Consider the following 14770-nt stretch of genomic DNA (forward strand, 5'->3'; position numbering starts at 1 on the left):
GGGAAGGGGCAGCTCAGGTTTCGGAGGGGCTAAGGCGTTGCGTTCATCTCGTTGATCGTGAGGTTGCCGAAAGTTGCCGTTCCTTCGTCTGCATAGAGACGGATTCCGTTGTCCCCTTCAAGGGGGAACACCCGGTGTGAGTGCACCACGCGTCCGTCTCCTACGAACATTTCGACGCTTGTCCGGTCCACGAGGATACGAAGGGTGAGGCTCCCTGCTGAGGGGTCGATGGGAGTCTGGCTTTCCCCGCCGGTGGGGTTAACTGTGGGTCGCCGGTTGAGGTACGCGAAGGGGCCGCGGAGGAATGCGCCGACGGCGACGTGCCGGCCTCCGCCCGCTGCGCGACAGATCTCGAGACCGATATTGGCTGGAGGGCTGGCCGGGTCCCATACCAGCTCACAGGTCAGGTCATAGGCCAGTGAACGGAAATCGAGGTCATGCGTTCCTGTTACCTTGACGTCACCTAGGCGCTGGGTGCGCTTGACGTGGTTGCTCAGGCCGGCGGTAGGGGTTGAGGCGAGGTGGTAGCTTCCGCTCCCCTTCTTGAGACGGATGTCGCGCACGATCATGTCGTCGCCGTTGTACGCATCGGTTGCCAGGGTGGGAGTGTTGTGTGGGTAGTCCCAGAAGTTCGCCCATCCAAGGGCCCTGCGCAGGGTGGGGTCCTCCACACCGGATGAGTCGTGATGCGGGTAGGTCACTGCTCCGTAGAAGTCGTAGCCGTAGTCCAGCCATTCCGGTTCGGAATGGTCGGGCGTAAAAGTGGTGCCGTTAAAAGCGCCTGTCCAGTACGCGTAGGTTGCCGGGAGGCCGCGGCCTTTTCCGTTCGCGCTGGTGCCGATAATCCAGTGGGAAGTACCGTCGTCGGCGGTCATCCGGAAAAGATCCGGGCACTCAAGCACCCCTAAATCGTTGCGGATGAATTCGCCGACCCGCTGCCAGGAGTGCAGGTTGGAAGATGTGTAGAAGCCGAGTTTTTGGCCTTCGGCATTGACCATGAACCAGTGCCCCCGCTCGGCGTCCCAGATTACTTTCGGGTCGCGGAAGTCCTGGACGCCTGGGTTTGGTAGCACCGGGGCGGTGCCACCGGATTGGAATGAGCGCCCGCGGTCCGTCGAGTACCAGAGGTATTGGGCCTGGCGGCCCTGGGGTGCCTGCGTTACAAGGGCTATGACAGCGTTCTCACCGTATCCGGCGGTGTTTCGTTCGTCGATGACCAGGCATCCTGACCAGCAGTCGCCGTTCTCGTTGCTGAACTTTGGGATCGCGACGCCGTGGTCGCGGAAGGAAACGTGGTCGGTGGTGGTCGCACGGCGCCACGATGTGCCTCCGCCGCCCTGAAGGTAATCGGCGTTGTAGAGATAGTAGTAGTGGTATTCGCCGTCGATGTAGATGGGCCGCTGGGGGTCATTCTTCCAGTTGTCCGGGACGCTGAAATGATAGCTCGGACGCATACGGGTTGGTCCTTTTGAGGGAGGCTTGCCCGGTGCAGTGTCGGGCGTGCTTGGGGGCGCTGCTGCCGCTGACTGGGCGAATGACGTTGAAAGAGCGAGCGATCCGGTGACGGCAACGGCTCCACTTCCGGTCAGCAGGGCACGCCGGGAGACGGCGGGAGAGTCTTCCATCGGTTACCTTTCGGTGGGCAGCTTCAGTGCTGCTGTGGGTGCATGTTGTTGTTCTTGAAAAAGGAATGTCACTCTGCAGGTTTCTGTTTCGGGAGCGGCTCTGTGGCCAGTGCGTGGCCGCCGGCGCCGACGCCGGGTCGGTAGAGATGGCAGCGGACCCAGTGGCGGTTGAGGGGGTCGCCCACCTGGTGCCGGACGGGTTCCTCGGATGAGCACCGCTGATCGGGGTCGTTCTCGAAGGCGCAGGTAGTGGAAGCAATGACGGCTTGCCTGAGCGCGGCGCGGTGAACGGGGTCGTATGACCCGGCCCGGGCTGGGTCCGGAACGGCCGAGACCAGCAATTGTGTGTAGGGGTGGGCTGGGTTGGCCAGCAGGTCCAGTGATTCGCCTTCTTCCACGATTTCGCCGGCGAACATGACGACCGTTCGGTCCGCGAGGTATCGGGCCGAGGCCAGGTCGTGGGTGATGTAGAGCATGGAGATGCCCTTCTCATCGCGCAGTTTCCGCATCAGGTTCAGTACTCCGATGCGGACCGATACGTCCAACATGGACGTCGGTTCGTCGGCGAGGATGACTTCTGGTTCGACGGCGAGGGCACGTGCGATCGCGACACGTTGACGCTGGCCGCCCGAAAGCTCGTGCGGGTAGGAGTTGAGCATGTCGGCCTGAAGCCCGACGGTAGTCATGAGCTCTTCAAGACGGTGTCTGGTCTGCGCTTCGGAGCCCCGTTTGCTTGTGCCGTTTTTGCCGTGGATCACGAGGGACCGTCGGAGGAAGTGCTCGATCCGGTGTGCGGGGTTAAGGGAACCAAAGGGGTCTTGGAAGACCATCTGCAGTTGGGATCGGAACGTGCGTGAGGCTTGGAAGCGGTCGCGTTTGAGGACGTCGACACCGTCGAGCAGGATGGCGCCTTCGCTGGGCTTCTCAAGCCGGGCCACGCAGCGGGCCAGGGTGCTCTTGCCCGAACCGGACTCTCCGACCAGTGCCACGATTTCTCCGCGGCCGATGGTCAGGTCGACGCGGTGCAGCGCCCGCACTTTCTGGCTTGAGAACAGGCCGCCGATGTGGAACGACTTACCCAGGCCGCGCAGCTCAAGGGAGGGGGTTTGGCTCGACACGTTTGGCCTTGTCGCGGAGTGTACGGCGTGGCTCATTGTGCTGCTCCTTCAAAAACGGCGGCTTCGGCGCCGGCATTAAACGGTGCCACGAAGTGGTCCGGGGCTACTTCCTCGAGGTCGGGGATGTTCTGGAACTTCACGCCTTCGGGCAGGCCCTTGAGCGGAATCCGGGGGCCGGTGAGCGGCGGGAACGCGCCCATCAGTGCTTGGGTGTAGGGGTGGCGGGGATCGGCGTAGACGTCCTGGGCTTTCGCGGTCTCCACGATCCGGCCTCCGTACATCACGGCCATGCGGTGGGAGAGTTCCACCATGAGGGACATGTCATGGGTGATGAAGAGGACGGAGAATCCCAGTTCGCGTTGGAGTTCCTTGATTTGGGCCATGATTTCCTGCTGCACCACGACGTCCAGCGCGGTGGTCGGTTCGTCGAGAATCAAGAGTGATGGCTTGAGCGCTACGGCCATGGCGATTACGGCGCGCTGTCGCATGCCTCCTGAGAGCTGGTGTGGGTAGGACTTGAGGCGTGCGGGGTCGATCCTTACCAATTCCAGCAACTCGCCGGCACGCCGCATCGATTCCTTGCGCGAGTAGCCCGCATGCGTGGTAAAAATATCCACAATTTGCTCGCCGATGGTCAGCACCGGGTTGAGCGAGTTCATGGCCGACTGGAACACCATGGCAACGTCCTGCCAGCGGAAGCGCCGCAGCTCGTCCGGGCTCATCGCCAGGACATCCCTGCCGCCGAAGGAGATGCTGCCGCCAGCGATCTTCGCCGGATCCTTGAGAAGGCGCATGATCGAGTTGGCGATGGTGGACTTCCCACAGCCCGACTCGCCCGCCAGTCCGAACACCTCACCGGTGCCGATGCTGAAGGAAACACGGTCGACGGCGGTGGTCGAGCGCGTGTCGCCGATGTACTTGACAGTGAGGTTCTTGACGTCGAGGACGGGCTCGTGGGAGCCGAAGGAAACTTGGGAGACTGTCACTTGGCGGCGCTCTTTTCGGTATTTTTTGGGGTTTTGATCTTCCGTAGCCGCGGATTGGTGACTTCGTCCACGGCATAGTTGATCAGGGCCAACGCGAACGCGACCAACGCGATGCACGCACCCGAGGGAACAAAGACCCACCAGCTGCCGGTCAGCAGGGCACCCTCGTTACCCGCCCAGAAGAGGTTGTTGCCCCAGGAAACAGTGCTCACGTCGCCCAAGCCCAGGAACTCCAGGCCGGCCTGGGCGCCGATGCCGTAAATGACGCAGCCGAGTAGCGTTCCCATGACTATCGATGCCATGTTCGGCAGGATTTCGCGGAACATGATCCGGCCGGCCCGTTCGCCGGACACTACGGCTGCGGCCACAAAGTCCTTTGAGCGGATGGACAGGGCCTGGGACCGCAATACCCGTGCCGAGCCGGCCCAACCGGTGACCACAAGCACCAGGATCACCGTTCCCAAACCTGGCGGCAGGAAAGCTGCCAGGATGACAAGGAGTGGGAGTCCGGGCAGGAGCAGGAAGACATTGGTCACCAGGGATAGTGCTTCGTCAATGAACTTGCCGAAGTACGCCGACGCCAGGCCCACCAAGACGCCGATGAAGGTGGACGCGAAGCCCACAGTCAACCCGACGAACAGGGAGCTGCGGGAGCCATGCACTGTCAGGGCAAGTACGTCCTGACCTTTGGCCGTGGTGCCGAGCCAGTGCTCCGGAGACGGTTCCAGTGAGGCCATCGCGGTGATCCGCGAGGGGTCACCGGGGAACAGTACGGGGGCCACCAAGGCAAGGACGATGAACACGAGCATCACAATCATGCCCACTAGGGCCTTCTTGTTGGTGATAAGTCCATGGACGAAACTGCGGTTGGGCCTGCGGGCAGCTGTGGGCTCAGTGGGCTGCTTGAGAATTGCGGTTGTCATGATGGCTCCTCAGTTGCTGCGCACGCGCGGGTCGAGGCGGACGTAGAGGATGTCCACCAGGAAGTTCGCCAGCAGCACGGCGGCGGTGATGGTCAGGAACAGGCCCTGCATAAGCGGGTAGTCGAGGCCTTGGACGGCGTTGAGGAGTTGGTAGCCGACGCCGGGATACGCGAACACCACCTCGGTGAGCATTGCGCCACCCACCACAAAGCCGAGTCCCATGCCGAAGCTTGTGACCGATGGGAGCATGGCGTTCCTCGCCGCGTAACGGAGCATGATGCGGCCCGGCCGGAGACCCTTGGCCTCAGCCATGGTGATGTAGTCCTCTGAGTTCGTCGCGATCATGGTGTTCCGCATGCCCAGCATCCAGCCACCGATAGACACCAGGACGATCGTCAGCGCCGGGAGGATGAGGTGCGCGCCGACGTCGCCGATGAACTCCGAGGTGAACGCGGGCTCCAGTCCATCCGTGAACGCGTGGCGGATCGGGAACCAGCCCAGCACGACGCCGAACAGGTACAGGGCTCCCATGGCCAGCCAGAAGTACGGGAAGGATCCAATGAAGACCAGGAGCGGGGGCAGGGCCGAGTCGATCGCGCCGCCGCGTCGCCAGGCGGCCAGGATGCCCAGAAGATTGCCGACGACGGCGGCGCACACCAGGGCGGTTCCACCCAACAACAGGGTCCAGCCGATCTGGCTGGCGATGACCTCGGTGACAGGGGTGGGGAAACGCGAGATGGAGACACCCATCTGGCCGGTCAGGATGTTGTGCATGTAGTCGACGTACTGTTCCCAGAGCGGCCGCGTATCCACGCCGAGCATCTTGCGCAGGGCTTCGATCTGTTCGGGCTGCATCTTGCCCTGGGTTCGGGCGAACATGCGTGAGACGGGGTCTCCCGGCATGAAACGCGGGAGTAGGAAGTTCAGGGTGATGGAGGCCCAGAAAGCGATCAGGTAGAAACCCAGGCGGCGCAGAATGAAGCGCACGGTTGCTCCGTTCGGGAAAGGCGGGGTCCTGGAGGACAGTGGCCCCGGCGGAAAGGGTGAAGACGTTCTCGGCCGGTGGGAACCGGAATGGCAACGGCCGCCACCGGCCGAGAACTGGTGCGGGCTACTTGCGAGGTTCCAGGGTGGTCAGGATCAGGACCGTGGTGGGGGAGCGGTCGGAGAGCGTTGCGTAGGGGTTGTCCTGGGTGGGCCATCCCGTGAAGTGAACGTCCGTGTAGTCGCCCCATTCGGGGCCGGAGAACAGCGGAACCGTCGGGGCCACCGCGTTATATTCTGCTTGAAGCTGGTTTGCGATCTGCTTCTGTGCGGCTTCGTCACCGGCAGCGGCGAACTTCTGCAGGAGATCATCGGCCTTTGGATCGCCGAAACGGTGATAGTTCTCGGTGGCCTTCGCGCCCACCGGCTTGACGGTAGAGGTGCCCATTGTGGAGCTGAAGTACTTGAACGGGCTGGGGTCGTTGGCGCTCCAAACTATTCCGGTGTCGAACGTTCCCTGTTCGTAGCCGGAGACGACGGAGGCCCAGTCAGGGGAGTCCACCTTGGCAGTGACGCCGACGGCCTGGAGGTTCTGGGAGATCACGTTGGCCACAGAGAGCCAATCGGAGGAACTGGCGCCCACGGAGATCTTGAACTCGAAAGGCTTGCCGTCCTTGAGGGTGCGCTTGCCGTCCGCGCCCTTGGGGTAGCCTGCGGCGTCGAGCATCTTGTTGGCTTCGTCAACGTTCAGCTTGGTCCAAGTGCAGTTATTCGTCACATCGGTGCTCTTCCAGCTCGCGTAGTTGCCGGACAGGCCTGAGCAGTCGGCCGGAGTGGCGTACCCGCTCATGCCGATCTTGGTGACCTGGTCACGGTCAACTGCCATGCTCAGTGCCTTGCGCACTGTCGCGTCATTGAACGGCGCCTTGGTGGTGTTCAACTGCCAGTTGATCATGGCGCCCGTCGGCGGGAACCAGAAGTGGCGGTGGTCCTTGTCCTTGGCGATGAAGGTCTTCTCGATGTTCGGGATGAACTGGGTGGACCAGTCCACATCTCCGTTGACGCTGGCCAAGTTGGCGGCATCGTTTCCGGACATCGCCAGCATCTTGATGCCGGCGATTTTCTGCTTGTCAGGCTGCCAGTAGTTCGGGTTCTTCTTCAGCACGAAGGACTGGGACTGGAAGCTGTCCACCTGGGTGTAGGGACCGGTTCCCACGGGATTGGCGTTGGTGTCCTTCGCCGGATCGGCTATGGATGACCAGATGTGCTTGGGGAGGATGGGGATCTGGCCGATCTCATAGAGCGCGGGGGACCAGGGCTTGTTGAACGTGAATGTCACCTTGTCGGAGCCCACCGGAGTGACGGAATCCAGGTACTCGAAGCCGCCCTTAAGCTTCTTCTGCAGCTGGAAGGTGTATGCCACATCGTCGGCGACGAAAGGCTGCCCGTCGGACCACTTCACGCCCTGGCGCAGGGTGAAGGTGACGGACTTGCCGTCCTTGGCAGCGTCCCAGGAGGCGCCCAGCCAGGGGACGGCGTTGCCTTTGGCCGGGTTGAAGACCAGCAGGGGTTCGTAAATCGCCTGCTGGACCATGGGGTTCACAGTGGGCGCGAAGGGATTGAAGTTACGGTCGAAGGTGCTCATGTCCTCACGCGGGATGGTGAGCAAGGCGTTCGCGTTAGCTCCGGCGTCGGTGCCTGCCGACTTATTGACGGTGGCGGAGCAGCCGGTCAGCAGCATCGCGCCTACTGCCAGTCCGGCCGCTGCTATGCGGGCGGACCTGAGGAACCTGGTTTGTGTCATGATGGGTTATCTCTTCCTGTCTTCATCAGCAAGGTGAAGGGTGGGTGGGGGATTTGCTCTTCGACGTTGATTTCGCGGTCAGACCGAAGAGCGTTCTAGCAGCGGACAGTCGACCAACTGCTGGTCGGCAGTGATCGGCTGTCCTGCTGTAAGAGAGGCGAGCGTCTGGACTCCCAGGGCGCCCATCTTTTCGAACGGCAACGCAACCGTGGTCAGCTTGGGCCTGAGGTAGGCCGCGATGAGTTCCTGATTGTCGAAGCCGATCACGGCGATGTCACCTGGGATGGTCAGGCCACGTTCTTTGATGGCGTCATAAGCGCCCATGGCCATCCGGTCGTTGAGGCAAAAGAGGGCGGTGGGCCTGTCCTTGACAGGGTACCGGTCAAGGATTTGGCAGGCGGCGTCGTAACCGCCGTCGGCCGTCGCATACCCGGCCACCACCAGCTCGGGATCCAGCTCCAGGCATGCGTCGGCCAGGGCCTCCCGGACGCCCTGTAGACGCCCGACAGCTGCCGGGATGGTCGGGTCCAAGTTGATCACACCGATCTTGGTGTGGCCTGCTTGCAGTAGACGTTCGACGGCGACCCGTCCGCCGGCCCGTTCGTCAGGGATGATCGAGGGCAGCTTCCCGTCGAGGTCGAAACAGTTGATGAGCACCGTTGGCACTTCGTGGGCGCTGCTGGGCACAAGTACACCGCGGTGGTGTGTTGCGGCGTACAGCAAGCCTTCGACCCGCTGTTCGAGCAGCTTCTCTACGGCAGCATCTTCCATGCCCTGGTTCGGGCCAGCCGCAACTCCCTGGTCCGATGGGGCGATAAGGAGGAATCGGCGGTCAATCCAGGCCTGGTCCTGGGCGCCTTTGATGATGTCCACGGCGAAGGGTGCCGTCACGATCTCAGTGACAATTCCGTACCAGTCGCTGCGCTGGGATGCCAACGCCCTCGCCCCGGCATTCGGGCGGTAGCCCAAAGCCTGAACCGCCTCTGCGATGCGGGTGCGCGTTTCTTCCGAGATGCTTGCGTTTTCGCGGTTGCTGAGCACGAACGAGACAGCGGTGCGGGACACTCCGGCATGCTTGGCAACGTCATTCATCGTGACGCCACGCTGCCGGGCCGTGACGGGTTTATCTGAGGACGCTGTGTTCGCCATTGAATGCTCCAGTGATCTGCGTTGAGCTTGGTGTTGCCGGAACTACGGGGAGAAAGCCGGTCCGGTTTCGTTTGTCGAAGTAACTCGCGTTACTCCCGGGGGTGTGATCCAAGTTACCCGCGTTACTTCCGGGTGTCAATAAGATCTTTAGGGTCATGCGGCGAGTTCGGATTGCGTGCGGTGTGCTGGGCAGCGGCCTGGACAGGGGGTTAAGCCTGAACCCCCAGCTCTGCCCCCGCAGGGCTCCCAGCGCGGTTCAGGGACGGTTCTTGAAGGATTCGACTTTGTCCGGGTCTCTTTCGACGACGGGGCCGAGGATGTCATCGATTCTCTGGAGCAGTTCAGGGTCGAGCTTAACTCCTGCGGCCTGGACGTTGTCGACGAGCTGGTCGGGCCGGGATGCTCCGACAATGGCCGCTGAGACGTTGGGGTTTTGCAGGACCCAGGCTACGGCGAAGGCCGCCATGGACAGTCCGGTCTCTTCGGCCAGGGGCTTCAGTTTCTGGACGCGGGCGAGGATGTCCTCGCTGAGAAAGCGGTTGTTACTCTTGAGCTCGCCGTCCTTGCCCCGGAAGCGCGAGCCTGGCGGAGCCGCCGCTCCGGGGGCGTACTTTCCTGTGAGGACTCCCTGGGCAAGTGGAGACCAGCAGATCTGGCCGATGCCCAATTCCTCACTCAGGGGAACGATCTCCTGTTCGATGACGCGCCAGAGCATGGAATACTGTGGCTGGTTGGAGATGAGCCGGACGCCAAGTTCCTTGGCAAGGGCAACGCCGGACCGGATCTCCTCCGTCCTCCACTCTGACACCCCGATGTAATGCGCTTTTCCCGCCCTGACGATATCGGCGAAGGCCTGCATGGTCTCTTCCAGCGGGGTCTCGTAGTCGTACCTGTGGGCCTGGTAGAGATCGACGTAGTCGGTTTGGAGCCGACGCAGCGATGAGTTGATGGATTCCATGAGGTGTTTGCGGGACAGGCCGCGATCGTTCCGGCCCTTCCCGGTAGGGAAGAAAGCCTTGGTGAAAATCTCGACGCTTTCACGGCGTGTTCCTTTGAGCGCCTCGCCCAAGGCTTCTTCGGCACGGGTTCCGGCATACGCATCGGCGGTGTCGAAGGTGGTGATACCTAAATCCAGTGCCTGTTTGACGCATTGCGTAGCTGCGGCCTGGTCGATCTGCTCACCGTGGGTGAACCAGTTTCCGTAGGCGATTTCGCTGATGTACAGGCCGGAGGAGCCCAGCTTGCGGTGTTCCATCAGGGCTTGTCCTTTCCCAAGTCGATAAGTTGGAATGCAGCGTTGGCCGTCCCGCCGTTGGAGTAGAGGGTGAGGGATGTTTGGGCAGGATCCGGGAAAATCAGTTCGGTCACGGTAACGAGCCCGGCGTTGGCGAAGACTTCCACCGAACAGTGATCAACGAAGATCTGCAGGGTGTAGCTGCTGTCCGGTCCTGTGGTAATCGGGGCGCGGCTGGTGGAGGAAAAGGCTTCGTGGAAACCGGTGTCGCCGGAGTTGGTGCGGTCCACGATCAGTTCTCCGCTGCCGGGGCGGATCCCGACCCGTGTCCCAACCGTGCCGTCCGCTGACCCCCTGACAACAAGACCGAATTCCTCGGCGTCACCGGGCGTGAATGCGATGTCAATAAGCTGAACTGCCGCACCGCCCTCAACCGGTACGGGCCCGTCTACGGTCATCCTCGTCACGCGACCGGGTTGCGAAGTTGCTCTCAGTTCCGGCACGGCTTGCTGCGCGAGCCGGGGTTGTCCGTTCACGGAAACGAGGGACACATCCCGGACCAAGCTCATGGGGCTGCGCCAGGGCGAGGTCGGTATGTGGTTGGCGTACTGCCAGTTGTTCATCCAACCAATCATCAGCCTCCGGCCGTCCGGGACATTGCTGAACGAGACGGCGGCATAGTAGTCACGCCCCCAGTCCAGCCACTGGTAGTCAGTTACGCGTTCGGCGTCCTGCATTCCTTCGGTGAGGCTGGTCTCAGAGCTGAAGGTGACGCCGTCGAAGGTTCCCACAAAGTACTGCCCGGCCGACCCGCCGTTCGGGCCCCCGGGGTTCATGTTTACCGTTAGGACCCATTTCATGGCCGCGGCATCACCGTCCAGCGGCAGCTCAAAGAGGTCCGGGCATTCCCAGATTCCACCGGTGCCGTTGGCAGGGCCGAAAGTGCTGAGGTATTCCCAGTTCTTGAGGTCCGCCGAGCGATAGAGCAGGACAGTGAAGTCGTGTGCTTCGACTGCCACCATGACCCAGTAGCTGCCTGCCGGGCCGTTGTAGCGAAAGACCTTGGGATCCCGGAATTCCGGGGAATTTCTTGTTAGGACAGGGTTGTCAGCGTACTTGGACCAGGTGTAACCGCCGTCGGTGCTCCAGGCGATGGACTGGGCCTGCGTGCCTTCATGCAGGGAACCCGGTTTGTACGCGCTCGTGTAGATGGCCACCAAAGGAGCTTTCCCGTCTGCGCCGAATCCGCTGGTGTTGTCGGTGTCCACCACGACGCTGCCCGAGAATATCTCCTCGGTCTCATCGCAGGGGATTGCTACTGGTTGTTCTTTCCAGCTAACGAGGTCGGTGGAGGTGGCATGGCCCCAGGACATGTTGCTGTGGACGTTTCCGAAGGGGTTGTTCTGGTAGTAGAGATGGTAGACGCCCTCGTGGAAGACCAGTCCGTTCGGATCGTTAAGCCAAGTGTTCCGTGCGGCAAAGTGCATGGCCGGCCTGAAGGCCTCAAGGGTGGAAGTGACACTGTTCATTGTTCTCGTTTCATGGCCGTACGTGAGGTCCGCGGACCCGTGGAGGAGGCATGCGTTGGCGTGAAGGAGTAGCCCGGACTCAGGCAGGCTGCGCCGCGTGGGTGTTTCAGGGATCAATAGCTCATGGGTTCATCAGCATTGGACGCACCTCACGGAAGGATTCGTGGACCATTCTAGTAACCCGCGTTACTTGAGCTGCGTGATCTAGGTTACTCGCGTTACCTTTTCGGTGTCAAAGGGTTTTTAGGTCGAGGTCACGAGCGCATTGTGCAAAGCCGTTGCAGTAGAAGTTTTTGAGCCGGACTCCCAAGCGGGGGCCGGAAGCATCCGGTCTTCCGTATGGCCCCTGTCGCGCAGGACGAGCGGGCCGGCGCCTGTGCTGCCTTCAGCTGGAACGCCGACATCGGACTTCGGCAGGCTGTGGACGTGCTGCCGTTTGCAGCCGTCCTGTAGCCACATAAGTCGCAAAGCACGGGGCGGCGGACGGTTCAGGCTCGGTGTCGGAACATACGGCCAAGTCTCCGCTTTTGTTGCAGGGGGCCTGAGTTGGGTCTTCAGCGCCACGTGGGCCAGCGTGAGCTCACTTAATGCCCTGCATTTGTGGTGAGCATGACACCGAGCTGCTGAAGCGCTTTCTTGGAGTCGGCTGTCCGGTTCGGTGCGGGACTGGGCTGGATTCCGGGCCTGTCCGCGATTTTCCAGTGTTCTCAAGGCCTGGAATCCCGGTCGAGTCCCGCCTCGGGCACAGAAAGACCCCCTCTGCGGAGAGGGTTTTGCTTTAGCGCGTCGACAACGCTTGACAGGTGCCTCTGATTGGGAGCCCGAGCTGGTGCCTAGCCTCCGGGTACGGCCTGATCAGTTTAGGTGGGGGGAGCAGTTTCAGTGGCAGGCTGGTGTGCGCGCCGCTGTCGCTGAAACTGGGCTCATGCTGTTCCTTCTTCTGTTCAGTAGGTCTGAGTCGGGCTGCGGCTGTTCATGGGCGGGGGAATTAGTACGACATGACCGGGGAGGCTTTCCGTTCTGCAGGTACAGGCCAGGAAGTTTTCGGTTCCCACGCCGGCGCCGAAGCTGCTTTCTGTCGGGTCAGAACGGGTGTGCCCACTGTGGGCACTTAACTCTGGAGTGACCGCAAGATTTCTGTGAAATGAGCCCAACCTGACGCCGTTTTGGGGGGCATAAGACGTCGACTTGGGGATTGGCCTTACTATGCAAGCTCCTCGCATAGTAGGGCCAAACCTCTGTCTCACAACTCGATGGCTGCGGGCATGAAAGCACCCGGTTGCGCTACATGGTTGTAAGACTCGTGCGGCTCCGAATCGGTCTGCTCGGGCTGGAGGTGAAACCACTCACGTGAGGGGGTTGCATCCCACGCGCCCAGAGACACAAGCGACGTGAGCGGCGAAGGACAAGATTGCTCGTCTCGACCTCAAAAACCTCCTGTCCGGGCCTGCTCAGGCGCCGGCCGGATGCAGGACCACTTTGGTCCAGCCGTCTTCACGGTTATCGAAGTTCCGGTAGCCCTCGGGAGCCTGGTCCAGCGGCAGTTCGTGGCTGACGATGAAGGATGGGCTGGCCTTACCGCCGGCGATCAGGTCGCGCAGGGCACGGTTGTATTTCTTGACTGGGCATTGCCCCGACCCCATCGTTTGTCCCTTAAACCAGTAGTTTCCGTAGTCGAAAGCAACCTGGCCTTGCTGTGCCAGTTTGTCGGGAGCCCCGGGGTCCTGCGGCAGGAACACGCCAACGACGCCCAGGCCACCGACGAACCGGACAGAGTCCACAAGGCGGTTCAGGGTGACGTTGGGCTGTTCGTTTCCGCTCGGGTCGTGCGCCTGGTAGCCAACGCATTCACAACCCCGGTCAGCCCCGAACCCCATGGTCTGGTCCTTGACGAACTCGACAGGGTCTACCTTTGAGTCATCCACCGGGATCGCGCCGATTTGTTCCGCGAGCTCCAAACGGTCGCTTTGGCGGTCCACCACCATGACTTTTCCGGCGCCTTTAATAATGGCCGAGTACGCGGCCATGAGCCCGACCGGTCCTGCGCCGTAGATAACGACAGAGTCGCCCGGGTATACCCCGGCCAGCTCGGTGGCATGCCAGCCTGTGGGGAAAATATCGGCGAGCATTACGTAGTCGAGTTCCTTCTCCACGGAGTCCTCGCCCAGGCGGAGGCAATTGAAGTCACCGTAGGGCACGCGCAGGTACTCCGCCTGCCCTCCCTGATACGGACCCATGTCCGCAAACCCGTAAGCTGCGCCGGCGAGCTTGGGCTCTGGCTGCATGGTCAGGCAGTAATTGGTGAAACCCCGTTCGCAGTTTTTACAGAATCCGCAGGCTATGTTGAACGGCAGCACAACACGGTCGCCAACTTTTACTTTGCTCACCCCGGAGCCGGTCTCGACGACTTCACCGAGGTTCTCGTGCCCGAAGGAGCGTCCGGTTTCGAAGCTGGTGCGGCCCTCGTACATGTGCAGGTCTGAACCGCAGATATTTGCCGAAGTGATTCGCACCAGCACATCGGCGGGGTGCTCAATTTTGGCATCCGGTACGTCCTCGACGCTGACGTCTTTCGGTCCTTTGTAAACTACTGCCTTCATTTTCCGCTCTTTTCTATATCCCATGCCGATCAGGCCATGCAGGAGCAAACGCCCCGAGGCGTTACAAAGCGCTGGAAGTAGGCGCCGGAAAGACGCCGGGGCGCTGAAACGCCTGGCTTGGGCGGTCGGGTACACGGGGAACAAGGGTTCTGTAGGCACTCCCGGAAGTGTTGGGAGGCGGAGGATTTCAGACCCGGGGCTTGACGGGAAACCGTAGCTGGTGGGTCTGTACGCGAACGAGAAACTCGTTGAGCCCCAATAGTAAGCACACTTAGCATAGATGTCGAGGGGTTAGCCGAAAGCGTCGGAAAGTGCCCGGTCGAGTTGATGCTGCAGCCCTTGGTTGGATGACCGGGATTGGCTTCGAAGTGGTGCGCAGGACAGACGGCGACGGCGAACAAGTCGTTCGCGCCGAAGTCGGGATGGGCCAGACGGTGCTGATGGACCCCGGTTATCCGGGGTCCACCGTTTGGGGTTGGGCCAGTGTCGCGCCGCTACTGCGCGTATGGGTCTGAGATGCCGATGTATTGGGTGGTTGTGTATTCGGCGATGCCTTCGGTGCCGCCTTCGCGGCCGAGGCCTGATTGCTTGACCCCGCCGAAGGGTGCTGCGGCGTTGGAGATGACGCCGGCGTTGAAGCCGACCATTCCGAACTCGATTTGCTCCGCGACCCGCAGGAGGCGGTTGAAGTCGCGGCTGTAGAGGTAGGACGCGAGCCCGTACTCGGATGCGTTGGCGAGACGGATGGCGTCTTCTTCGGTGGTGAAGGTGGTGACGGGGGCGACCGGGCCGAATATCTCCTGGCCCAGGATCGCGGC

The 14770-nt window shown here is 61.7% G+C and carries 12 protein-coding genes; 1 reads left to right on the plus strand and 11 read right to left on the minus strand.

Features of this window, described 5'->3' with window-relative positions:
• Positions 1-29: 29 nt before the first annotated feature.
• The 10 genes from QRN42_RS17395 to QRN42_RS17440 form a co-directional block, all read right to left on the minus strand.
• The gene (locus QRN42_RS17395) at positions 30-1454 is read right to left on the minus strand and encodes a glycoside hydrolase family 32 protein (protein WP_350224892.1); all 1425 of its coding nucleotides are present in this window, start codon (positions 1452-1454) and stop codon (positions 30-32) included.
• Between the two features lie 239 nt (positions 1455-1693).
• Positions 1694-2779: an ATP-binding cassette domain-containing protein gene (locus tag QRN42_RS17400; protein WP_284980366.1), complete on the minus strand. Its 1086-nt coding sequence runs from the start codon at positions 2777-2779 to the stop codon at positions 1694-1696.
• Positions 2776-3729 (minus strand): ABC transporter ATP-binding protein, encoded by a 954-nt coding sequence (locus tag QRN42_RS17405; RefSeq protein ID WP_284980367.1) that lies wholly within the window; start codon positions 3727-3729, stop codon positions 2776-2778. The genes QRN42_RS17400 and QRN42_RS17405 overlap by 4 nt, the downstream gene beginning before the upstream one ends.
• Positions 3726-4652, minus strand: a complete 927-nt coding sequence (locus QRN42_RS17410; protein WP_284980368.1) for an ABC transporter permease — start codon at positions 4650-4652, stop codon at positions 3726-3728. The genes QRN42_RS17405 and QRN42_RS17410 overlap by 4 nt, the downstream gene beginning before the upstream one ends.
• A 9-nt stretch (positions 4653-4661) precedes the next feature.
• A complete protein-coding gene (locus QRN42_RS17415; protein WP_284976832.1) occupies positions 4662-5639 on the minus strand; it encodes an ABC transporter permease in 978 nt (325 codons plus the stop codon).
• A 124-nt stretch (positions 5640-5763) separates the two neighbouring features.
• Positions 5764-7440 (minus strand): ABC transporter substrate-binding protein, encoded by a 1677-nt coding sequence (locus QRN42_RS17420; RefSeq protein WP_284980369.1) that lies wholly within the window; start codon positions 7438-7440, stop codon positions 5764-5766.
• A 78-nt stretch (positions 7441-7518) separates the two neighbouring features.
• Entirely contained in the window at positions 7519-8589 is a 1071-nt protein-coding gene (locus QRN42_RS17425) for a LacI family DNA-binding transcriptional regulator (RefSeq protein ID WP_284980370.1), read from the minus strand.
• A gap of 256 nt (positions 8590-8845) precedes the next feature.
• On the minus strand, positions 8846-9844 hold the full coding sequence (locus QRN42_RS17430) for an aldo/keto reductase family protein (RefSeq protein WP_284980371.1): 999 nt from the start codon (positions 9842-9844) through the stop codon (positions 8846-8848).
• A complete protein-coding gene (locus tag QRN42_RS17435; RefSeq protein WP_284980372.1) occupies positions 9844-11352 on the minus strand; it encodes a glycoside hydrolase family 32 protein in 1509 nt (502 codons plus the stop codon). Before QRN42_RS17435 ends, QRN42_RS17430 begins: the two co-directional genes overlap by 1 nt.
• A gap of 1451 nt (positions 11353-12803) precedes the next feature.
• Positions 12804-13952, minus strand: coding sequence for a glutathione-independent formaldehyde dehydrogenase (locus tag QRN42_RS17440; RefSeq protein ID WP_284976731.1), 1149 nt, complete (start codon positions 13950-13952; stop codon positions 12804-12806).
• A 311-nt stretch (positions 13953-14263) separates the two neighbouring features.
• Between QRN42_RS17440 and QRN42_RS17445 the strand changes: the two genes are divergently transcribed.
• Positions 14264-14467, plus strand: a complete 204-nt coding sequence (locus QRN42_RS17445; RefSeq protein WP_284980373.1) for a hypothetical protein — start codon at positions 14264-14266, stop codon at positions 14465-14467.
• Here the strand turns inward: QRN42_RS17445 and QRN42_RS17450 are convergent.
• Positions 14447-14770, minus strand: a 324-nt coding sequence (locus QRN42_RS17450) for an aldehyde dehydrogenase family protein (protein WP_284980374.1), incomplete at its 5' end; no start/stop codon positions are given. The two genes, QRN42_RS17445 and QRN42_RS17450, sit on opposite strands and share 21 nt — an antisense overlap.

The sequence above is a fragment of the Arthrobacter sp. fls2-241-R2A-200 genome (assembly GCF_030209745.1).
In the GTDB taxonomy this organism is placed as follows: Bacteria; Actinomycetota; Actinomycetes; order Actinomycetales; family Micrococcaceae; genus Arthrobacter.

Bases quoted from the DNA above. Each gene is read 5' to 3' on its own strand.
- QRN42_RS17430 (WP_284980371.1), bottom strand. From the start codon at position 9,844: ATGGAACACCGCAAGCTGGGCTCCTCCGGCCTGTACATCAGCGAAATC.
- QRN42_RS17395 (WP_350224892.1), bottom strand. From the start codon at position 1,454: ATGCGTCCGAGCTATCATTTCAGCGTCCCGGACAACTGGAAGAATGAC.
- QRN42_RS17435 (WP_284980372.1), bottom strand. From the start codon at position 11,352: ATGAACAGTGTCACTTCCACCCTTGAGGCCTTCAGGCCGGCCATGCAC.
- QRN42_RS17400 (WP_284980366.1), bottom strand. From the start codon at position 2,779: ATGAGCCACGCCGTACACTCCGCGACAAGGCCAAACGTGTCGAGCCAA.
- QRN42_RS17425 (WP_284980370.1), bottom strand. From the start codon at position 8,589: ATGGCGAACACAGCGTCCTCAGATAAACCCGTCACGGCCCGGCAGCGT.
- QRN42_RS17410 (WP_284980368.1), bottom strand. From the start codon at position 4,652: ATGACAACCGCAATTCTCAAGCAGCCCACTGAGCCCACAGCTGCCCGC.
- QRN42_RS17420 (WP_284980369.1), bottom strand. From the start codon at position 7,440: ATGACACAAACCAGGTTCCTCAGGTCCGCCCGCATAGCAGCGGCCGGA.
- QRN42_RS17440 (WP_284976731.1), bottom strand. From the start codon at position 13,952: ATGAAGGCAGTAGTTTACAAAGGACCGAAAGACGTCAGCGTCGAGGAC.